Genomic DNA, 22,458 nt, shown 5'->3' with positions numbered 1-22,458 from the left:
CGCATCCCTTTCCATCGCGACTCCACGCCGAAGAATGCGCGCGGGGCGCGCGATGGAGTTGTTCCGATGCAAAGCCGTACTTTTTCCTCCCCTTCCCTGCTGGCCCTCGCGGTCGCGATGGCGCTGCCCGCTGCAGCGCAGGCGCAGGAGGCCACCAACCTCGACGAGATCATCGTCTCCGGCACGCGCACGGAAGTGGCCGTCGAAGACAGCCTGGTTCCCGCGCAGGTGATCGGCCGCGACGCGATCCAGCGCAGCCAGGCGCGCTCGCTGGGCGAACTGCTGCAGGGACGCGCCGGCATCTCGATCGCCAACCAGGGCGGCGCGGGCAAGATCACCACGCTCAATCTGCGCGGTGCCGAATCCGACCACGTGCTGGTGCTCGTGGATGGCGTGCGCATGGGCTCGGCGACCGCCGGCCTGCCGGCATTGCAGGACCTGCCGATCGACCAGATCGATCGCGTCGAGATCGTGCGCGGTCCGCGCTCGAGCCTGTGGGGCTCCGAAGCCATCGGCGGCGTGATCCAGGTGTTCACCCGCCGCAACACCGGCAAGGTGCGGCCGAACTTCCGCATCGGCGTGGGCAGCGACAGTACGCGTGAAGCCAGCGCCGGTATCGGCGGCGGCATCGGCCGCGGCTGGTTCGGCGCCGACGTGGCGCACACGCGCACCGACGGCTTCAACGCCTGCCGCGGCACCAGCGGGGATGCCGCGAACCCGTTCGGTGCCGGCTGCTTCGCCGACGAACCCGACCGCGACGGCTACCGTAATACCTCGGCCAACCTGCGCGGCGGTTACTCGTTCACCGATACGCTGACGCTGGAAGCCAACGCGCTGCGCGCCGACGGCGAGAGCGAGTTCGACGGCAGCTTCACCAACCGATCCGAAACCGTGCAGCAGGTGCTGGGCACCAAGCTGCGCTACGCGCCGAGCGACAAGGTCAACCTGCTGCTGAGCCTGGGCCGCAACGACGACAAGTCCGACGACTTCCACGATGACGTGCCGTCCGGTTACTTCGAGACGCGTCGCTACGTGGCGTCGGCGCAGGGCGACTTCGCCGTGGCCGCCAACCAGCTGCTGACCGCCGGCATCGACTGGCAGGACGACAAGGTGGAAAGCGCCACCGACTTCGACGTCACCCAGCGCGACAACCTGGCCGGCTTCGTCGAATACCAGGGCCGCTTCGGCGCGCACCAGCTGCAGGCCAGCGTCCGCAACGACGACAACGAGCAGTTCGGCAACCACACCACCGGCAGCCTGGGCTACGGGTTCGGCTTCGGTAACGGCCTGAAGCTGACCGCCAGCGTGGCCACGGGCTTCAAGGCGCCGAGCTTCAACGACCTGTACTACCCGTTCTTCGGCAATCCGGACCTGAAGCCGGAAGAGTCCGAGAGCGTCAACCTCGGCATCGCGCAGTACGCGGACACCTGGAACTGGACGTTCAACGTCTACCAGAACAAGGTGGACCAGCTGATCTCCTACGACGCGGCGATCTTCCTGCCCAACAACATCGACGAAGCCCGCATCCGCGGCGCGGAGTTCACCGTCGACGTCGCGGTGGCAGGCTTCGACATCGCCACCCAGCTGAGCCACACCGATCCGCGCAATCGGTCGGCCGGCTTCAACGACGACAACCTGCTGGCACGCCGTCCGCGCAACACCGCGCGCGTCGACGTGGATCGCGCGTTCGGCGCGTTCCGCACCGGCCTGACGTTCAACGCCGCAGGCGAGCGCTACGACAATCTGGCCAACACGGTCCGCCTGGGCGGCTACAGCACGCTGGATCTGCGCCTGGAGTACGCCATCGCGCCGGCATGGACGCTGCAAGCGAAGGTGGGCAACGTGTTCGACCGCGAGTACGAAACCGTCGCCTGGTACAACCAGGCCGGCCGCACCTACGGCCTGAGCTTGCGCTACCAGCCGACCGAGTAATTCGACGGCGGCACGCGACAGGAAGAAGCCCGGCATTGCCGGGCTTTTTTTCGGCTCAACCGGCAGCCAACTCCGCTCCGTCGAACAAGCCAGGCTGGGTCGCCATCTCATCCCGATCCCGGAACCCCGACAGCCCCACGCCCACCAGTCGGTAGCGGGTGGCGCCCGGCAGGTCGACGCGCTCGCGCAGCGCCAGGGCGATATCGATGAAGTCCTGCGCGGAGGACGGCGGCGATTCCGGCGTGAAGCTGCGGGTGAGGATGCGGAACTGGGAGGTCTTCAGCTTCAGCACCACTGTGCGGCCCACGCGCTCGGTCTTGCGGCTGGCCTGCCATGCCTTTTCCGCGATGCGGACGATGTGCGGTTCCAGTTCCGACAACAGCAGGTCGGTGGCGAAGGTGTCTTCGGAGGAGATCGACTGCACCGGCTGGTCCGGTTCGACAGGCCGCTCGTCGATGCCGCGCGCGCGCCGGTACAGGCTGCCGCCGAAGCTGCCGTAGCGCGCTTCCAGCTCGTGTTGCGGGTGAAGGCGCAGGTCGCCGACGGTACGGATGCCATCCGCATTCAAGCGCCCCTGCATCACCTTGCCGACGCCCGGGATGCGCTCCACCGGCAGTGGCGTCAGGAACGCCTCCACCTGGTGCGGACGCAGGACGAACTGGCCATCCGGCTTGCGCCAGTCCGAGGCGATCTTGGCGAGGAACTTGTTCGGCGCCACGCCGGCCGAGGCGGTCAGCTGCGTTTCTTCGCGGATCTGCGCGCGGATGGTCTCGGCCACGGCGGTGGCCGTCGGCAGGTCGGTCTTCGGCGCGGTGACGTCGAGGTAGGCCTCGTCCAGCGAGAGCGGTTCGACCAGGTCGGTATGACGGAAGAAGATCTCGCGCACCTGCCGCGACACCGCCTTGTAGCGGATGAAATCGGGCGGCACGAACACCGCCTGCGGGCACAACCGCTCCGCGCGAATCGCCGGCATCGCCGAGCGCACGCCGAACACGCGCGCTTCGTAGGACGCCGCACACACCACCGAGCGCTCGCCGCGCCAGGCCACGACCACGGGTCGCCCGCGCAGCGACGGATCGTCGCGCTGCTCCACCGACGCGTAGAACGCGTCCATGTCGATGTGGATGATCTTGCGCATCACGCGATGATATCGGCGGCCGTACGCGATCGCATGGATGCATGCGCGTTGGATACGCACGCGTGTGGAGATGCGGGCGGATCGCGTGAAACCCTTGCCGAAATTGCACTTCCACGATGGTACGCCGGCGTATGGAAAAACCCGGTTGATTTGCATCAAGACAAGCGTATGCACATGTGTGCATTATTTGCGCCTTCGCAGAACGGACGACGCAATGAACGCCCCCGCTTCCTTCTCGCGCGAACAGCTGCTGGCCAGCGCGCGCGGTGAACTCTTCGGCCCCGACAGCGGCCGTCTCCCGAACGACCCGATGCTGATGTTCGATCGCATCACCGAGATCCGCCAGGACGGCGGCACGCATGGCAAGGGCATGGTGCGCGCCGAACTCGATATCCGTCCGGACCTGTGGTTCTTCCAGTGCCACTTCCTCGGCGATCCGGTGATGCCCGGCTGCCTGGGCCTGGATGCGATGTGGCAGCTCACCGGTTTCTTCCTCACCTGGATCGGCGCGCCCGGCCGTGGTCGCGCGCTCGGCTCCGGCGAAGTGAAGTTCACCGGCCAAGTGCTGCCCACCGCCAAGCGCGTGAGCTACGAGATCGACATCAGCCGCGTGGTCAACCGCAAGCTGGTGCTGGCGGTGGCCGATGGCCGCATGCTGGTCGACGGCCGCGAGATCTACACCGCGCGCGACCTGCGCGTGGGCCTGTTCACGTCGACGGAGAGCTTCTGATGCGCCGTGTCGTCATCACCGGCCTGGGCATCACCTCCTGCCTGGGCAACGACGCGGACACCGTGTCGGCCGCGTTGCGCGAAGGCCGCTCCGGCATCCGCCATATCCCGCAGTACGCCGAGCTCGGTTTCCGCAGCCAGGTCGGCGGCGCGCCCGAGATCGACCTCGACGCGCAGATCGACCGCAAGCAGAAGCGCTTCATGGGCGACGCGGCCGCGTTCGCGCACATCGCGCTGCGCGATGCGATCGCCGATGCCGGCTTGGACGAGGCACTGGTCAGCCAGCCGCGCACCGGCCTGATCGCCGGTTCCGGCGGTGGTTCGGCCGAATGGCAGATCGAAGCGGCCGACCTGCTGCGCGCACGCGGCATCCGCAAGGTCGGCCCGTACATGGTCCCGCGCACGATGTGCTCGACGGTGTCGGCGACGCTGGCCACCGCGTTCAAGATCAAGGGCGTCAGCTATTCGATCTCCGCGGCCTGCGCGACCTCCGCGCACTGCATCGGCGCGGCGGCGGACCTGATCCGCGCCGGCCGCCAGGACATCGTCTTCGCCGGCGGCGGCGAGGAATTGCACTGGGCGCTGACGATGATGTTCGACGCGATGGGCGCGCTGTCGAGCAAGCGCAACGACGACCCGACCCACGCCTCGCGTCCTTACGACGCGGACCGCGACGGCTTCGTCATCGCCGGTGGCGGCGGCATGCTGGTGCTTGAGGACTATGACCACGCGGTCAAGCGCGGCGCGCGCATCCATGCCGAACTGCTCGGCTACGGCGTGACCTCCGACGGCGCCGACATGGTGGCGCCATCCGGCGAAGGCGCGGTGCGCTGCATGCAGATGGCGCTGGAAGGCGTCACCCAGCCGCTGGATTACCTCAACACGCATGGCACCTCGACGCCGCTGGGCGACGTGATCGAACTCGACGCGATCCGCGCCGCGCTCGGCGACACCCTGCCGCCGATTTCGTCCACCAAGGCGTTGTCCGGCCACTCGCTCGGCGCGGCCAGCGTGCACGAAGCGATCTACTGCCTGCTGATGATGCGCGACGGCTTCATCGCGGGCTCGGCCAACATAGAGACCCTCGATGAAGGCGCGGCGGGCTTCCCCATCGTGCAGGCCAGCCGCGACGCGACGCTGGATACGGTGATGTCCAACAGCTTCGGCTTCGGCGGCACCAACGCGAGCCTGGTGTTCGGGCGCGTCTGACCGGGCGTCCGGTCCTGCCCGCGGTCGCCTCGGTGGCGGCCGCGGCGCTCAAGTCAGAAGCGTAGCGGCCGATACAGTCTGACGGACGCCCGTCCCCGGCGTCGGCCCCTGCCCCATGTCCGGAACCTACAACGAGGTCCTCGTCCTCTTTTCGCTGCTGGTCGCCATCCTGGCGTCCTACACGGCCTTGGACATGGCCGGCCGCGTCACCACCACCCGCGGTACCGCCGCGGCGCGCTGGTGGCTGGCAGGTGGCGCGATGGCGATGGGCCTGGGCATCTGGTCGATGCACTTCGTCGGCATGCTCGCGTTCGACCTGCCCATCCCGCTCGGCTACGACCTCGCCATCACCCTCTACTCGATGCTCGCCGCGGTGGGCGTCTCGGCGTTCGCCTTGTGGCTGGTCTCGCGTCCCGACCTGCCCTTGCGCCTGCTGAGCCTCGGGGCCGTGCTGATGGGCGCGGGTATCGCGGTGATGCACTACATCGGCATGGCCGCGCTACGCATGCAGCCCGGCATCGACTACGACCCGCTGTGGTTTGCGCTGTCTATCGTCATCGCCGTGGTCGCCTCCGGTGCTGCGCTGTGGATCGCCTTCCACCTCCGGCGTGGCCACCGCCGGCACGGGATGCGCCTGACGGCCGCCGTGGTGATGGGGTTTGCCATCGTCGGCATGCACTACACCGGGATGGCCGCTGCCCGCTTCCCGGCCGACAGCTGGTGCGGCGCGGCGCGCGATGGTGGCGTGCCCGCGCAATGGCTGGCCGTGCTGGTGGTGGTGGCTACCGTGGCCATCATGGGCATCGCGTTGATCGTGTCCGTGCTGGACCGGCAGATGCACCTGCGCACCCGCCACCTCGCGATCTCGCTGGCGCGCGCCAACGAGGAACTGGTGCAGGCCGCGCTGCACGACCCGCTCACGAAGCTGCCGAACCGCGTGCTGCTGCAGGACCGCATCGAACAGGCCATCGAGAAGGCCAAGCGCAAGCAGGAGTCGCTGGCGGTGATGTTCCTGGACCTCGATGGGTTCAAGAGCGTCAACGACGCCTACGGCCACCAGGCCGGCGACCTGCTGCTCGCCGACGTCGCCACGCGCGTGCGCGGCCTGCTTCGCAGCCAGGACACGCTGTCGCGGCTTGGCGGCGATGAATTCGTGCTGGTCGCCCCCTCCACCGACCCGGACGATGCCGCGGTGGTCGCGCAGCGCATCCTCGATGCCGTGTCGTTGCCGATCCAGGCGCAGGGCATCGACGTGCAGGTCACCGCCAGCATCGGCATCGCCATGTATCCCTCCGACGGCGTGACCGAGCGCGACCTGATGGCGCACGCCGATGCCGCGATGTACCACACCAAGGACAACGGCCGGAACGGCTACACCTTCTTCGCGCCGTCGATGAACATCAGCGCGCACCAGCAGCTGAAGCTGCTGAACGACCTGCGTCGCGCGGTGGAGCGCAACGAACTCGTGCTGCATTACCAGCCCAAGTTCGCCGCACCCGACTACCGCATGGCGGGCGTGGAAGCGCTGCTGCGCTGGCAGCATCCGGACATGGGGCTGCTGCCGCCGGGGGCGTTCATCGCCGCCGCCGAACGCAGCGGGCTGATCCTGAGCCTGGGCGAATGGGTGCTGGACGAAGCCTGCCGGCAGCTGCACGCATGGGACTGCGCAGGCCACGATGTGCCCTCCATCGCGGTGAACCTGTCGCCGCTGCAGTTCTCCTCGCCATCGCTGGTCGAAACCGTGCGCGACACGTTGGCGCGGCATGCGCTGGACCCGACGCGCCTGACGCTGGAGATCACCGAGACCACCGCGATGCGCGATGCGGACGCCAGCGTCGACATCCTCGACGAGCTGACACGCATGGGCGTGCGGATCTCCATCGACGATTTCGGTACCGGCTACTCCAGCCTGCTGTACCTCAAGCGCTTGCCGGCCACCGAGCTGAAGATCGACCGCGCCTTCGTCCGCGAGCTGGAATCCAATGCCGACGACGCCGCGATCGTCGCCTCGATCGTGGCCCTGGGCCGCACGCTGAACCTCAAGGTTGTCGCCGAGGGCGTCGAAACCCCCGGTCAGCAACAGCAGCTGCGGCAGCTGGGCTGCGATTTCTACCAGGGCTACCTGCTCGGCGAACCGGTGGCGGCGGACCGACTGGTGCATACCCGCCAGGCCGCGCCCGCACCCTGCCTCGCTGGCTGATCCCGGAAAGCACAAAGCCCGGCAGGGACCGGGCTTTGGAGCAACGCGGGAGGAGAGAGGATCCTTGTTGCGGGCGCCATTGTGCGCGGCGCCTGTTACAGGCCCGCGACAGCGCGGCGAAGCCTACACTCGCCGCATGCCCGCCCCCGAGCCCGTCCTGGTCTGGTTCGCCCGCCCCGACACCGTGCTCGGCGGAGTCGACGCGACGACGCCCGCCATCCTCGATGAGGCGGACCTCGCCCACGTCCAGCGATTCCGCTTTCCACGTGACCGGGACATCGCCGCGGCGTCGCGATGGCTGCAGCGATTCGCACTGGCGCAGGCGGTCGCCACCCCCGGATCCGCCGCCGCATTGCGCTTCGCCCCCGATGAGCACGGGCGCCCGTGGGTGCGGTCGCCGCCCTCGTTGGCCGCCTGGCATTTCAGTGCGGCCAATACGCATGGACTGGTCGCCTGCGCCGTTGACCTGCGTGGACCGATCGGGCTGGACGTGGAATCCGTCGGCCGCGCCTTGGTGCCGGAACTGGTGGCGCATTGCTGCACCGACGACGAGCAACGCGACCTCGCCGCACTGCCGCCCGCATCGCAACCCGCCGCCTTCCATGCGCTGTGGACGCGCAAGGAGGCCTACATGAAGGCGCGCGGCCTGGGCCTGGCGCTGGAACCGCACCGCATCGGATTCGCCGCGCCGGTCGACGGCCGTTGGCGGGTATTGCTGGACGGTTCGACGACACGCGCGGGCGACTGGGAAGTGATCGACCTCCCCGCCGGCGGCACTCACGCAGCCGCGCTTTGCCTGCCGTCCGCATGGTCGGCGACCCCGCGTGTCGCCTGGGTGGAACACCGGCATGACACCCTCACCGGCGCACCCGCCATGGGCTGACGCGGCCTCAGGAGGCGGGGAATCGCCGGCCGCACCACTGGACGACCGCATCGATCAGGGCCGCCTGTTCCGACAACGCGGTGAAGGTGTGGTTCGCGCGCGGGAAATACAGCGTGTCGACCTTTCCGCGCAGCTCGGGAAACGATTCGAACACCTGGTCGACGTGATTGTTGCGCTGGCCTTGCGCCAGCGTGTGGATGGACAGGATCCGGACGCCGCGCGCGACGAGCGCCTGCAGCTGCCCGCGCATGTCCTCGCGCGGGGGCGGTTGGCGCGCGCTGCCGCCGGGCGCCCCGTCGCCGGCATGCGCGCGGGACGGACGCGGCAGCAGCCGTGCGCCCACCCGACGCAACAGGGCGCGCGGGCCCATGCGTCGCAACTGCCGCAGCCGCGCCCGCCGGGTGGCGTAGGCATGCGGATCGACCAGCACGATGCCGGCCACGCGCGTGTCCTGCAGCGCGGCCGCGAGGGCGTTGTCCGCGCCGGAACAGATCCCGAACAGGATTGCCGGCGCATCGCCGAGACGCGCGGCCTGCCAATCCAGGGCCGTGCGGATGTCGGCAACGGCGCTTTCACGGAAGGTCAGGCCCTCCGCCAGCGGGCGGCTGTCGCCGATGCCCGACAGGTCCAGCCGCAGCGCCGGGAACCCGGTCGCCGCCAGCGCCCTGGCGAGGCGAACGTGCAGGCGATGCGGTCCGACCCGATGGATCACGCCCGCATTCAGCAGCGTGACGGATGGCCGCTGTTGCCCCGTGATTTCGCCTTCCGGTTCGGTGAGGATGGCGACGACGCCACCTGCATCACCGGGTGATGCGATCGACTCACGAAATGAAACGACGTTCGCCATGCATGGCCTGTGGGCTCCGCGACCGACGTTGATTAGACAACAGTCACAGGGGGACTGCCATGGGGTTCGAGTTCCTTCGCGCCAACGATCGCGACCTGCTGGTCGCGGCGCGGCTCCCTGCGCGCCTGCGTCCGGCATCCGTCGCGGTCCTGCTGTGCAACCCGTTCGGCGAAGAAGCCGTGCGTGCGCACCGCGCCTATCGCGTGCTCGCACAGCGCCTGGAAGCCGCCGGCTACGCAACCCTGCGCTTCGACTATGCCGGCACGGGCGATTCCGGTGGCGACAGCGACGCCTTCACGCCCGACGACTGGATCGACGATATCGCGGCGGCGGCCGATGAGCTGCGGCGCCGTGCGGGCGTCTCGCGCATCGTGCTGGCCGGTCTGCGATTGGGTGCGACCCTTGCCGCGCGCGCGGCGCAGCGCAGCGACGTGCGTGCGGCGCATGTCGTGTTGTGGGATCCGGTGGTCGACGGTCGCGGCTATCTTGCCGAACTCGCCCAGTCCCACCGTGCCTACCTGGAGGAAGAAACGGGCCAACGCCAGCCCGATGCCAGCGACACGCCCGGCGAGGCGATGGGCATGCCGCTCTCTCCCGCGCTGCGCGAGGGCCTGGCAGCGCTCGATCTTGCGGCTTCACCGCCAGCGGCACCGATGACGACGGTGATCTGCTCGCGACGCTCACCGGAGATGGCGCGCCTGCACGCCGCCTGGACGACCGCCCATCCGGCCGTGCACTGGATCGACGTCGATGCATCGCAGGCGTGGAATTCCGATGCGGCGCTGAACGCCGCCGTCGTCCCCATCAACGAAGTGCTCGCCCTGGTCGACCGCATCAAGACATGCCATCCATGAGTCCGCAGGATCCCGTCGTGCCCTCCTCGTCCTCCGGTGCCGACCGGGCGTACAACCCCGGTCGACCGCGCCCCGCCACGACCGTGCATGGCCTGTTCCGCACCTGCGCCGCACGGCATCCGGCGCGCACCGCGTTGGCATGGATCGGCGGCGAGATGGACTACGCCACGCTCGATCGTCGCTCCGATGCGCTGGCCCACCGACTGCTCGGCCTGGGCCTCTCCCGCGGCGAGCGGATCGCGATCTGCCTGCCGCGTGGCCCGCATGCCATCGTCGCGGCGCTGGCGATCCTGAAAGCGGGCGCCGCCTATCTTCCGCTGGACCCCGAACTGCCGGTCGAACGCGTGCGGCAGGTGTTCGCCGACGCCGGCGTGCGCATCGCGCTGACGGATGCAGCGCATGCGGAATCGCTGCAGGGCCTGGTGGCGCATTGCCTGCCGGGCGACATAGCGGCCGACGACGTTCCCGGCGACGCGCCACCCGACGCCACGACGCAGGATGACCTCGCCTACGTGATGTACACCTCGGGTTCGACCGGCACGCCGAAAGGCGTGCAGATCGAACATCGCGCGATCCTGCGCCTCGTCGTGGACGTCGACTACGTGGCGCTCGGCGAACAGACACGCTTCCTGCACGCCGCGCCATTGGGTTTCGATGCGTCCACGCTGGAGCTGTGGGGGCCGCTGCTCAACGGCGGCACCTGCGTGATCCTGACGGCTCCCGTGCCGGATGCCGCCGCGCTGGGTGAGGCGATCCATGCGCTGCTTGCCACCACCGCGTGGCTGACGGCCGCGCTGTTCAATGCCGTGATCGATGAGGATCCCGGCGCATTGCGCGGCCTGCAATCGCTCTATACCGGTGGCGAGGCGCTGTCGCCGGTGCACCTGCGGCGCGCGCAGCACGCCTTGCCGGGGCTGGCGCTGCACAACGGATACGGCCCGACCGAATGCACGACGTTCGCGACGACCTATCCGGTGCCGCATCCGCTCCCCGCGGCGGTGGACAACGTGCCCATCGGCCGTCCGATCGCCGACACGCACGTGCGCGTGCTGGATGCCGCAGGCAACGAAGTGCCGGCGGGTGCGCCGGGCGAACTGCACATCGGCGGTGGCGGGCTCGCACGCGGCTACCTGGGCCGCCCGGATCTGGATGGCGAACGCTTCACGGTCGCGGCCGACGGCGTGCGCCTCTACCGCACCGGCGACCAGGTCCGCTGGCGCGAGGATGGCGTGCTGGAATTCCTCGGTCGTATCGATCGCCAGGTGAAGATCCGCGGTTATCGGATCGAGCCGGGTGAAATCGAGGCCGTACTGGCGCGCCAACCTGGCGTGCGCACCAGCACGGTCATCGCCGACGACGGCCCGGCGGGTCGCCGGCTGCTGGCCTACGTCGTGGGCGAGGGCATCACGCCTGCCGCGCTGCGCCAGGCGCTGGCGGGCGTCTTGCCGGACTACATGGTGCCCGCCGCGTTCATCCCGTTGCCGGCGCTGCCGCTCACCGCGAACGGCAAGCTCGACCGCGCCGCGCTGCCCCGCCCGTCGCAGGCGCGTCCCGCGCACCTGGCCATCGCACGCATTCCCCGCGACGCTCGCGAAGCCGCGGTGTGCGCGGTCTTCGCCGACGTGCTCGCACTGGATGACGTCGGCGCCGACGATGCCTTCTTCGAACTCGGCGGCGACTCGCTGTCGGCATTGCGGCTGCTCCAGCAGTTGCGCAGCCGGGGCCTCGGCGACCTGCGTCCCGCGCAACTGTTCTCCGCGCCCACGCCTGCAGGCGTGGCGTCGCTGCTGGGCGCCACCGCGCCTGCCGCGTCATTGCCGACGGCATCGACGATGCCGCGCGACACACGCGAACCCATCGCCATCGTCGGCATGGCGGGACGCTTCCCGGGCGCCGCCGATATCGAAGCGTTCTGGCGCAACCTGTGCGACGGGCGCGAATCGATCCGCACGTTCGGCACGGACGAACTGGACCCGTCCATCCCCGCGTCGCTGCGCGACGATCCCGCCTACGTGCGGGCGCGCGGCACGCTCGACGGCGTGGAGTATTTCGATGCGGCGTTCTTCGGCATCTCGCCCCTCGAGGCGCAGCTGACCGATCCGCAACATCGCCACTTCCTCGAATGCACCTGGCATGCGCTGGAGCATGCCGGTTACGTGCCCGAATCGTTCGCCGGGCGGATCGGCGTGTACGGCGGCATGTACAACGCCAGTTACCTCGAACACCATGTGCGCGCGCACCCGGAGCTCGTCGCGCGACTCGGCGCTCTGCCGGTGATGCTGGCGAACGAGAAGGACTACCTGGCGACGCGCGCGGCGTGGAAGCTGGGACTGGAAGGACCGGCCGTCGGCGTGCACACGGCGTGCTCGACGTCGCTGGTCGCCACCGCGATGGCCATCGATGCGCTGCGCAACGGGCAGTGCGACCTCGCCCTCGCGGGCGGCGTGGCGATCACCTGCCCACCGGACAGCGGCTACCTGTACCAGAAAGGCGCGATGGCCTCGCCGGACGGCCACACGCGCACGTTCGATGCGCAGGCGGCGGGCACGGTGTTCTCCGATGGCGTGGCGATCCTCGCGCTGCGGCGCCTTTCGGATGCGCAGGCGGCGGGCGACACGATCTACGCGCTGCTGCTCGGCGGCGCGGTGAACAACGACGGCGCCTCGCGCGCCAGCTTCACCGCACCCAATCCCGCCGGCCAGGCGGCCGTTATCGCGATGGCGCACGACGCAGCCGACGTGGACGCCCGCACCATCGGTTATGTCGAAGCGCACGGCACCGCCACGCCCATTGGCGACCCCATCGAGATCGAGGGCCTGACCCGCGCGTTCCGCCGGCATACCGAAGATCGCGGCTTCTGCGCGATCGGGTCGCTGAAGAGCAATGTCGGCCACCTCGTCACCGCCGCCGGTGCCGCTGGCGTGATCAAGACCGCGTTGTCGCTCCATCGCGAGCAGATCCCGCCGACGATCGGATACGCATCGCCCAACCCCCAGATCGATTTCGATGCGACGCCCTTCGTGCCCGCCGCGCAGGCGGTGAAGTGGCCGCGCGGCGATGCACCGCGCCGCGCAGGCGTGAGTGCGTTCGGCTTCGGTGGCACCAATGCGCACGTCGTCCTGCAGGAAGCGCCGCCGGCCCCTTCCGCTTCTTCCGTCGCGCGGACGCAGCAGATCCTGACCTTGTCCGCGCGCACCCCACAGGCGCTGGAACAAGCGGCTCATCGGTTGGCCACGTTCCTTGCCGACACCGGACCGGGCGGTGGCGCGCAGCATGCGCTCGCGGACATCGCGCATACGCAGCGCGTCGGGCGTCGCGCGTTTCCCTATCGCCGCAGCGTCGCCGCACGCGACCATGCCGAGGCGATCGCGCGCCTCCAGCCGACAGCGCAGCCGACTCGCGCGAACGGCGGTGCGGGCGTTGCCTTCCTGTTCCCGGGCCAGGGCTCGCAGTACGCCGCGATGGGCGCGGGCCTGTATGCGGACGAACCCGTGTTCCGCGACGCCTACGACGCCTGCTGCGCGGCGCTGGCGGATGCGTTCGGTGGCGACCCACGCGCACGCCTGATGGATGCCGGCGCGGATGCGCTCGCCACGACCGAAACCGTGCAGCCGGCGCTGTTCGCGCTCGAATACTCGCTCGCACGGCTGTGGCTGTCGTGGGGCATCGTTCCCGGCGCACTCGCAGGCCACAGCATCGGCGAATTCGTCTGCGCGGCGTTGGCCGGCGTGATGTCGATGGAAGACGCGATCGGGCTGGTGGCGCTGCGCGGCCGCCTGATGAACGCGCAGCCGCCGGGCAGCATGCTCTCGGCGCGCCTGCCGGTTGCCGATGTCGCACGGTATCTCGAGGGCCCGCTGGAGCTCGCCGCGGAAAACGCGCCTGGCTTGTGCGTCGTCGCAGGCCCGACACCGGCGATCGAAGCGCTCGAGGCGCGACTGGCGGCCGAGGGTGTCGCCGCGCGCCGACTGGTGACATCGCATGCGTTCCACTCGGCGATGATGGATCCGGTGGTCGCGCCGATGCGCGCACGCCTGGCGACGATCGCATTGCACGCACCGCGCACCCCGATCGTGTCCACGGTCACCGGCGACTGGCTGACGGACGCGCAGGCCTGCGATCCGGATTACTGGGCAGGCCACCTGCGTGCGCCCGTGCGCTTCGCTCCGGCGGCGGCACGCCTGCTGGAAGACGAAGCACGCGTCCTGCTGGAGATCGGCCCGCGCACGACGCTGGCGACGCTCGCGCGCCAATGCGCGCCCGGAGGCCGCGCCTCGCAGGTGATCCTCGCCAGCCTCGCCGACGCCCCCGAGGGCGAGTCGGCCGCGGTCGCCGAAGCACTCGGGCGCCTGTGGGCGGCAGGCATCCAGCCGGACTGGCGGGCGTACGGCGAGGGGGAGCAGCGGCGCAAGGTCGCCCTGCCGCTCTATCCGTTCGAGCGCCAGCGGCACTGGATCGACGCAGGCCTCCTCGGCACGGCAACCGCCGCGTCCGTGCCGGCACAGCACGATGACGACGCGGTCGACGCCGCGCCTGCGCAGGCCACCGATGCGGCCACCCAACCCGAGGTTTCCGATACACGGACGCGGCTGTTCGCGCTGGTGGAAGAGGTCTCCGGCCTGGAACTCACGCCTGCCGATGCAGACACCGCCTGGCTGGAGCTGGGGCTGGATTCGCTCGCCCTGACGCAGCTGGCGCTGCAGTTGCAGCGCGTGTTCGGCGTGCAGCTGTCGTTCCGGCAGGTAATGGAGCAGTACGGCACCGCCGCGCGCCTGGCGGCACGGCTGGATGAAGCCACGCCCGCCGGTTCCGCCGCGCGCGAACCGGCGGGCACGACCGCGCCGACCGCTTCCGCGTCGACACCGCCTCCGGCCGACAACGACGAAGAGGCCACTGCGGCGCAACGCTACGACGTGCGCAAGGCCTTCGGCGCGATCGCGCGCATCCACACCCAGCGCGACGCGTTGACGCCCCTGCAGCGCTCGCGCCTGGACGCGCTCGTCGCGCGCTACACGGCACGCACCGCGAAGTCCAAGGCGTACACCGTCGAGCATCGCCCGCACATGGCGGACCCGCGGGTGGTCAACGGCTTCCGCCCGCTCACGAAGGAACTCGTCTACCAGATCGTCGTGGAGCGTTCGTGCGGTGCGCGCGTGTGGGACCTCGACGGCAACGAGTATGTCGACGTCCTCAATGGCTTCGGCATGAACCTGTTCGGCTGGCAGCCGGATTTCCTGCGCGAATGCCTGCATGAGCGGATCGAGCAGGGCTACGAGATCGGCCCGCAGCACGTGCTCGCGGGCGAAGCCGCGCGCCTGTTCTGCCAGATCGCCGGCACCGAGCGCGCGGCGTTCTGCAACACCGGCTCCGAAGCGGTGATGGGCACCATGCGCATCGCCAGGACCGTGACCGGCCGCAGCACGATTGCGATGTTCGCAGGCGCATACCACGGCATCTTCGACGAGGTGATCGTCCGCGGCACGCGTTCGCTGCGCAGCGTGCCCGCCGCACCCGGCATCATGCCCGAGGCCGCGCGCAACATCCTCGTACTGGAGTACGGCACCGAGGAATCGTTGCGCATCCTGCGCGAGCGCGCGCACGAACTCGCCGCCATCCTGGTGGAACCCGTGCAGAGCCGGCGCCCCGATTTCCAGCCGGTGGACTTCCTGCGCGAGCTGCGCGAGATCACCACGGCCTCCGGTTCCCTGTTGATCTTCGACGAAGTGGTGACCGGATTCCGCGCGCATCCGCGCGGCGTGCAGGGCGTGTTCGGCATCCAGGCCGACCTCGGCAGCTATGGCAAGGCGGTGGGCGGCGGCTTCCCGATCGGCGTGATCGCGGGCAAGCGCGAATACATGGATGCGCTGGACGGCGGCCACTGGGAATACGGCGATGATTCCGTACCCAGCGTCGGCGTGACGTACTTCGCCGGCACCTTCGTGCGCCATCCGCTCGCGCTGGCGGCGACCCACGCCACGCTGGAGCACTTCGCGGAAGTCGGGCCGTCGCTGCAGGAAGGGCTGAACCAGCGGACCGCGGCGATGGTCGCGCGCGTCAACCAGGCGATGGACGAGCTCGGTGCGCCATTCAAACTGGTCACGTTCGCCTCATGGTGGCGCAACGTGTTCACCGAAGATCTCCCGTACGGCGACCTCCTCTACGTGATGCTGCGCGATCGCGGCATCCACATCCTCGACAACTTCCCGTGCTTCCTGACCACGGCCCACAGCGACGCCGACCTGGATCGCATCGTCGAGGCGTATCGCGACGCGGCGTCGGAGATGATCGCGAGCGGCTTCTTCCCCGTGCGCGCGCGCGAACAGACGGATGCCGGCGATGGCGTGCGCCGCGTGCCGACGACCGAACCGCAGCGCGAGGTCTGGCTGGCCGACAGGCTGGGCACCGAGGCATCGCTGGCCTACAACGAATCGGTGACGCTGCATCTGCGCGGCACGCTCGATGCGGAAAGGCTGCGGGCCGCGGTCGGCGCGCTGCCGCAGCGGCACGATGCGCTGCGTTCGACGTTCTCCGACGACGGCCTGTGGTTGCAGGTACCCGATACCGTCGCTCCCCTGGACGTCCCGTTGCGCGACCTCTCGCAGGCGTCCGATCCCGGCGCCGAGCTCGCGGCGATCACGACGCGCCACGTCTCCGAGCCGTTCGATCTCGCGAATGGACCCCTGCTGCGCGCCGAACTGCTGCGGCTTGCCGATGGCCACCACGCGCTGGTGCTGAGTGGCCACCACATCGTGCTGGATGGCTGGTCGTTCTGGGTGCTGGTCAAGGAGCTCGCGGCCGCGTGCCGCGATGACGCGCCGTTGCAGGCGCCCCCTTCGTTCGCCGACTACGCGCGCATGCGCGCTGCGCAGCCCGCCGGCTCGGCGGGCGACCTGGCGTGGTGGGCCACGCTGTTCGAGGACGGCGGTCCTGCCCTGGACCTTCCGACCGATCGACCGCGACCGGCCGTGCGCACGCAACGCGCGGGCCGCATCGACCACATGCTGCCCGCCGGGTTGGTGACGCAGGTGCGCAAGTTGGGCGCCAGCCAGGGCGCCAGCCTGTTCGCGACATTGATCGCGGGCTTCTCGGCACTGCTGCATCGCCTGTCGGGCCAGGAAGATGTCGTCATCGGCGTGCCGGCTGCCGGACAGGCGGCCGCCGGGCTGGAAGGACTGGTCGGCCATTGCGTGCACATGTTGCCGCTGCGCCTGCGTCCGTCCGGTGCACTCGCGTTCGACACGCTGGTCGATGCCAGCCGCAGCATGCTGATGGATGCCTACGATCACCAGGCGATCACCTTCGGCGAACTGCTGCGTGCGTTGCCCCTGCCACGCGACCGCAGCCGCCTGCCGCTGATGAGCGTGATGTTCAACATCGACCAGGCGCTCTCCGGCGAACATGCCGCGATGCCTGGCGTGGAGCTCGAGCTCGCGAGCAATCCGCGGACGTTCGAAACGTTCGAGGTATTCGTCAACGCCGTCGACCTGGGCGTCGGCGGGATGCGGCTGGAATGCCAGTACAACGCCGACCTCTTCGATGCCGCCACGCTCGCGCGCTGGATGGCATGTTTCGAAACCCTGCTGCTCGGCGCCACCCAGGCTCCCACCGCGGAAGTCGGCGCGCTGCCGTTGCTCGGCGCCCACGATCGCTCCCTGCTTGATGCGTGGAATGCGACCGCGGCCGAGTATCCACGCGACGCGCGCATCGAACAGCTCGTGCTGGCGCAGGCCCGGCGCGCACCGTCCGCCGTCGCCGTCGAAACGTCCTCGGGAACGCTGACGTATGCCGCGCTCGACGCCCGCAGCGCCGCTGTCGCGGGTGCGCTCGCGGTGGCGGGTGTGCGCGCAGGCGATCGGGTCGGCCTGCTGCTCGAGCGCGATCTCGCCCTGCTGCCTGCCCTGCTGGGCGTCCTGCGTGCCGGGGCATGCTACGTGCCGCTGGATCCGGCCACGCCTGCCGAGCGTCTCGCCTTCATGATCGAGGACGCAGGCCTGCGGCTCGTCCTCGGCCATCCCTCCTTGCTGGCGCACCATGCGAACGTGCTGGATCGCGTGGCGCTGCTGCCGATCGACATGGCGTTGTCGCATGCAGGGCCATGGCCGGTGCACGGCGGCACGGCCGACGACGACATCTACGCGATCTACACCTCCGGTTCGACGGGGCGTCCCAAGGGCGTACAGGTTAGGCATCGCAACGTGGCCAACCTGATCGACACCTTGCGCGCGTCGCCCGGCATGGGCGAAGGCGATGTGGTGCTGGCGCTCACGACGCTCTCGTTCGACATCGCCGTGTGCGAGCTGCTGCTTCCGTTGGCGACCGGTGCCACGGTCTGGCTGGCCGGTCGCGAGGATGCCGCCGATCCCGATCGCTTGCGCGCACTGCTGTCTGCGCACCGGGTCGACGTGATGCAGGCGACGCCGGCTGCGTGGCGGATGCTGCTGGACGCCGGCTGGCAGGGCGACATGGCCCTGCGTGCCTGGTGCGGTGGCGAAGCGCTGCCGGCCGATCTTGCCGCCGCGCTGTTGCCGCGTGTGGGGGCGTTGTGGAACGTGTACGGCCCCACGGAAACCACTGTGTGGTCCAGTCGCCACCGCGTCTATGGCGTCGATGCGACCGTTCCGATCGGCCAGCCGCTGCAGAACACGCAATTCCACGTGCTGGATGCGCGCGGTATCGAGGTGCCGATCGGCGTCGTCGGTGAATTGTGCATCGGCGGCGAGGGGGTCGCGCGCGGCTACCTCGGCCGACCCGAACTGACCGCCGAGCGCTTCATCGACGACGGCACGCTTGGCCGCCTCTACCGGACCGGCGACCTCGGCCGCTGGCGCAACGACGGCACGCTCGAATGCTTGGGCCGGAACGACTTCCAGCTCAAGATCCGCGGTTACCGCATCGAAGCCGGCGAAGTGGAGCATGCGCTGATGGCGCATCCCGCCGTCGCCCGCGCCGTGGTGGTCGGCCGCCCCGCACCGGGCGGCGAGACCCGGCTGCTCGCCTATGTCGTGCCGCATCCGGGTGTCGACATCGACGAAGAAACGCTCCGCGCGCACGTCGCTCAGCGGCTTCCTTCCTACATGGTGCCGCAGCGTTGCGTCCCGCTGCCCACGCTGCCGCTGACCACCAGCGGCAAGATAGACCGTAACGCCCTGCCCGCTCCCCAGGATGCGGTCGTGCGCACCAGCGCGGCCCCGGCCGGCAACGACGCGTTGCTCGATCCGGACGAGGCCCGCGTCGCCGCGCTTTTCCGCGAACTGCTGGCCCTGCCGCAGGTGGACCGCGACGCCGATTTCTTCGCCCTCGGCGGACATTCGCTGCTGGCGGCGCAACTCGCCGCGCGCCTGGGGCGTGCGCTCGACCACCAGATCCCGATGCGGGCGGTGTTCGATCATCCGACCATCGGACGCCTCTCCGCCTGGCTGTCCAGTCGCACGCAGGATGCGGCCGCGGTGATCCCGCGGCTGGGTGCGGAAACACCGGCACCGCTCTCGTTGATGCAGCAACGCGTGTGGTACCTCGAACAGCTGCATCCGGGCCGCACCGTCTACAACGTGCCGTCTGCGCATCGGCTGCAGGGCGCGCTCGACCGGGACGCGCTGCAGGCCGCGTTCGCGCAGCTCGTGGAGCGCCAGTCGGTGCTTCGCACGATCATCGGCCAGCACGAGGGCGCGCCGTACCAGCGCGTGCTCGAGAAGGTCGATGCAACGCTGTCCTGCGATGACTTGCGTGGGCTCGAGGGCGATGCGCAGGAGGGCGAACTCGCCCGGCGCATGCAGGACGAGATCGCGCGACCGTTCGACCTGGTGCGGGGACCGCTGTTCCGCGCGCGCCTGTTCGCCCTGTCCGATGACGAACACGTGCTGTTCTTCATGGCCCATCATCTGGTCTGGGACGGATGGTCCTTCGATCTCTTCTACGACGAGATGGCGGCGCTGTACGCGGCGGAACGCGACGGGCGCGACGCCGAGGTACCGCAGCTGCCGGTGACGTACGCGGATTTCTCCGCGTGGCACAACGACTGGATGGCCGGGCCGGAGCTGGCGCGGCAGCTGGCCTTCTGGCAAGCACGACTCGAGGATGCGCCGCGGGTCCTCGAACTGCCGACCGACCTGCCGCGTCCGCCGGTGCAGAGCGGCGACGGCGACACCGTCTGGCTGAAAGTGCCGGACGCCACCGCGAATGCGTTGCGGCAACGCGCCCAGCGCGAAGGCGGCACGTTGTTCCACGTCCTGCTGGCCGCATGGACGCTGCTGCTGCATCAGGCCACCGGCCAGACGGACCTGGTGATCGGCACGCCCGTGCGCGGTCGCGGTACGGCAGACCTGGAGTCCGTGGCCGGCTTCTTCGTCAATGCGCTGCCGTTGCGCCTGCGCGTGGACACCGCCGCCAGCTTCGATGCGCTGGTGATGGCCACGCGTGCGGAACTGGTCGAGGCACTGGGCTGCCAGGACGTTCCGTTCGAACACCTGGTGCGCGTGCTGGACGATCGTCGCGACACGAGCCGTTTCCCGCTCTACCAGGCCTTCTTCTCGTATCAGGATGCGCGGCAGCGCCCATGCGCCTGGGGCGACCTGCGCCACCACAACGTGCCGGTCTTCCAGGCGGCCGCCGCACAGGACGTCGCGCTGTGGTTCCTGGATGGCGCGGACGGACTGGTCGGCGGACTCAACTTCAATACCGACATCCTGCTGCGCGACACCGCGTCGTGGCTGGGCAAGCGCTATCTGGCGTTGCTGGAGCGCCTGGCGGATTCGCGGCCACAGGCGTTGCCGTCGCTGCTCGCGATCAGCGACGAGGAAAGCGCGACGCTCGCACGCTGGAACGACACCGCGATGCCGCTGCCGGAGGTTGAACTGTCCACGCACCTGCATGACGCGCTGGTCGCGCATGGCGAGCGCGTCGCGATCCGCGATGCCGTGTCTGCACAGAGCTTTGCGGGACTGGCGGACCAGGCGGACCGCATCGCCGCCGCGCTGGCGTCGCGTGGCATCGGTCCGGGCGACGTGGTCGGCCTGCACCTCGGGCGCCGCGCGGAGATGGTGGCCGCGTTGCTTGGCGTCCTGCGCAGCGGGGCGGCCTACCTGCCGCTCGACCCCATGTTCCCGCCGGCGCGCCTTGCGTTCATGGTGCAGGATGCCGGCGCCGCCCTGGTGATGGCGGACGACAACGTGCCCGACTGGCTCGATCCACGCGGCATGCTGCCCCTCGACGAAGCGCTCGCGCATGCGCCGACCGGAGCCGCCGTGGAGATCGCCGGCGATGCGCCGGCTTACCTGATCTACACCTCGGGCTCGACCGGCGTGCCGAAGGGCGTCGTCGTGCCTCGTCGTGCGGTGTTGAATTTCCTGCTGTCGATGCAGCAGCGCCCCGCGCTGTCGCCCACGTCGCGACTGGCGGCCGTCACCACGCTGTCGTTCGACATCGCGGTGCTGGAGCTCCTGCTGCCCTTGCTGTGCGGCGCCGAGATGCTGCTGGTCGACCGCGAGGACGCCAGCGATGGCGTGCGCTTGCGCGCGCTGCTCGAGGAACACAGGATCGATACCCTGCAGGCCACGCCGTCGACGTGGCGCTTGTTGCTGGAGGCCGGTTGGCGGGGTGGCCCGCAGTGGAAGGCGCTATGCGGCGGCGAAGCGCTGCCCACCGAACTGGCCGAAGCCCTGCTGTCGCGCGTTGGCGAGCTCTGGAACATGTATGGCCCGACCGAGACCACGGTCTGGTCCACCTGCGCGCACATCACGCCGGGGCTGGGCGACATCGTCGTGGGCCATCCGATCGGCAATACGCGCATCCATATCCTGTCGCCGGACGGGCATCCGATGCCGATCGGTGCGACGGGCGAAATCGTGATCGCGGGCGACGGCGTCGCCAGCGGATACCATGCGCGCCCCGAACTGACCGCCGAACGCTTCGTCGCGGAAGACGGCCAAGACGGTGCGCGCATGTACCGGACCGGCGATCTAGGCCGCTGGCGCGGCGACGGCCAGCTCCAGCACCTGGGCCGGCAGGACGGGCAGGTGAAACTGCGCGGCCACCGCATCGAGACCGGCGAGATCGATGCTGCGCTGTCGCGCCATCCGGATATCGCCCAGGCCGTGGTCGCGCTGTCGCGCAGCGGCACGGGGGAGGCCGTGCTGGCCGCCTACCTCGTACCTCGCGCAGGCGCCGAGGTAGATCGCGCGCAATTGCGTGCGCACCTGCGCCAGCAGCTGCCCGATTACATGGTGCCGTCGCACTGGATGGTGGTGGAGCGGATCCCGACGACGCCCAACGGCAAGGTCGACCGACATGCCCTGCCCGCGATCGCACCGGCGGAAACACCGACCGCGCCGCGCCATGCACACGCCCCGTCGACAACGGCCGAACGCGCGATCGCCGAGGTCTGGTGCGAATTGCTCGGTATCGCCCATGTCGACACGCAGGACAACTTCCTCGACCTGGGCGGACATTCGCTGTTGATCATGCGCGCGGTGGCATTGCTGCATACGCGCCATGGGCTCACGGTGGGTCCGCGCGCGTTCGTCTTCCAGACGCTGGCGCAGATCGCGGCGGAATGCGAAATCGATTCAACCGGCAGTCCGGACAGTTCGGGCGCACCATCGCGCGAACGCAGGACGCTGGTCGCGCGGATGCTCGCCGCACTGGGGCGCCGGAAAGAGGAATGAGTGGACC

General features: G+C 69.7%; 9 protein-coding genes. 7 read left to right on the top strand and 2 right to left on the bottom strand.

Annotation, left to right across the window (positions count from 1 at the left end):
- Window positions 1–66: 66 nt before the first annotated feature.
- Window positions 67–1,932, top strand: coding sequence for a TonB-dependent vitamin B12 receptor (gene btuB, locus ACSION_RS03450; RefSeq protein ID WP_435304852.1), 1,866 nt, complete (start codon window positions 67–69; stop codon window positions 1,930–1,932).
- Between the two features lie 55 nt (window positions 1,933–1,987).
- Here the strand turns inward: btuB and dinB are convergent, their stop codons facing one another.
- On the bottom strand, window positions 1,988–3,070 hold the full coding sequence (dinB, locus tag ACSION_RS03445) for a DNA polymerase IV (RefSeq protein WP_435304851.1): 1,083 nt from the start codon (window positions 3,068–3,070) through the stop codon (window positions 1,988–1,990).
- Window positions 3,071–3,284: 214 nt separating this feature from the next.
- Here dinB and fabA point away from each other — a divergent pair, with 214 nt between their 5' ends.
- The 4 genes from fabA to ACSION_RS03425 all read left to right on the top strand — a co-directional run bounded on the left by fabA (window position 3,285) and on the right by ACSION_RS03425 (window position 8,091).
- Window positions 3,285–3,800, top strand: a complete 516-nt coding sequence (fabA, locus tag ACSION_RS03440; protein ID WP_435304850.1) for a 3-hydroxyacyl-[acyl-carrier-protein] dehydratase FabA — start codon at window positions 3,285–3,287, stop codon at window positions 3,798–3,800.
- Window positions 3,800–5,008, top strand: coding sequence for a beta-ketoacyl-ACP synthase I (fabB, locus tag ACSION_RS03435; RefSeq protein ID WP_435304849.1), 1,209 nt, complete (start codon window positions 3,800–3,802; stop codon window positions 5,006–5,008). Before fabA ends, fabB begins: the two co-directional genes overlap by 1 nt.
- A 115-nt stretch (window positions 5,009–5,123) precedes the next feature.
- Complete coding sequence (locus tag ACSION_RS03430) at window positions 5,124–7,208, top strand: putative bifunctional diguanylate cyclase/phosphodiesterase (RefSeq protein ID WP_435304848.1); 2,085 nt, start codon at window positions 5,124–5,126, stop codon at window positions 7,206–7,208.
- A gap of 136 nt (window positions 7,209–7,344) precedes the next feature.
- Complete coding sequence (locus ACSION_RS03425) at window positions 7,345–8,091, top strand: 4'-phosphopantetheinyl transferase family protein (RefSeq protein ID WP_435304847.1); 747 nt, start codon at window positions 7,345–7,347, stop codon at window positions 8,089–8,091.
- A 7-nt stretch (window positions 8,092–8,098) separates the two neighbouring features.
- Here the strand turns inward: ACSION_RS03425 and ACSION_RS03420 are convergent, their stop codons facing one another.
- Window positions 8,099–8,938 (bottom strand): alpha/beta fold hydrolase, encoded by an 840-nt coding sequence (locus ACSION_RS03420; protein WP_435304846.1) that lies wholly within the window; start codon window positions 8,936–8,938, stop codon window positions 8,099–8,101.
- Between the two features lie 59 nt (window positions 8,939–8,997).
- Here ACSION_RS03420 and ACSION_RS03415 point away from each other — a divergent pair, with 59 nt between their 5' ends.
- Window positions 8,998–9,792 (top strand): alpha/beta fold hydrolase, encoded by a 795-nt coding sequence (locus tag ACSION_RS03415; protein WP_435304845.1) that lies wholly within the window; start codon window positions 8,998–9,000, stop codon window positions 9,790–9,792.
- Window positions 9,793–9,809: 17 nt separating this feature from the next.
- Entirely contained in the window at window positions 9,810–22,451 is a 12,642-nt protein-coding gene (locus tag ACSION_RS03410; protein ID WP_435304844.1) for an amino acid adenylation domain-containing protein, read from the top strand.
- Window positions 22,452–22,458 lie beyond the last annotated feature (7 nt).

Origin of the sequence: Pseudoxanthomonas sp. LjRoot125, assembly GCF_964252705.1 — a bacterium.
In the GTDB taxonomy this organism is placed as follows: Bacteria; Pseudomonadota; Gammaproteobacteria; order Xanthomonadales; family Xanthomonadaceae; genus Pseudoxanthomonas_A.
Note: the sequence above shows the minus strand (reverse complement) of the source record. Positions and strands in the feature narration are given on the sequence as shown.

Coding starts and splice junctions, on each gene's coding strand:
- btuB (WP_435304852.1), top strand. CDS start 67: ATGCAAAGCCGTACTTTTTCCTCCCCTTCCCTGCTGGCCCTCGCGGTC.
- dinB (WP_435304851.1), bottom strand. CDS start 3,070: ATGCGCAAGATCATCCACATCGACATGGACGCGTTCTACGCGTCGGTG.
- fabA (WP_435304850.1), top strand. CDS start 3,285: ATGAACGCCCCCGCTTCCTTCTCGCGCGAACAGCTGCTGGCCAGCGCG.
- fabB (WP_435304849.1), top strand. CDS start 3,800: ATGCGCCGTGTCGTCATCACCGGCCTGGGCATCACCTCCTGCCTGGGC.
- ACSION_RS03430 (WP_435304848.1), top strand. CDS start 5,124: ATGTCCGGAACCTACAACGAGGTCCTCGTCCTCTTTTCGCTGCTGGTC.
- ACSION_RS03425 (WP_435304847.1), top strand. CDS start 7,345: ATGCCCGCCCCCGAGCCCGTCCTGGTCTGGTTCGCCCGCCCCGACACC.
- ACSION_RS03420 (WP_435304846.1), bottom strand. CDS start 8,938: ATGGCGAACGTCGTTTCATTTCGTGAGTCGATCGCATCACCCGGTGAT.
- ACSION_RS03415 (WP_435304845.1), top strand. CDS start 8,998: ATGGGGTTCGAGTTCCTTCGCGCCAACGATCGCGACCTGCTGGTCGCG.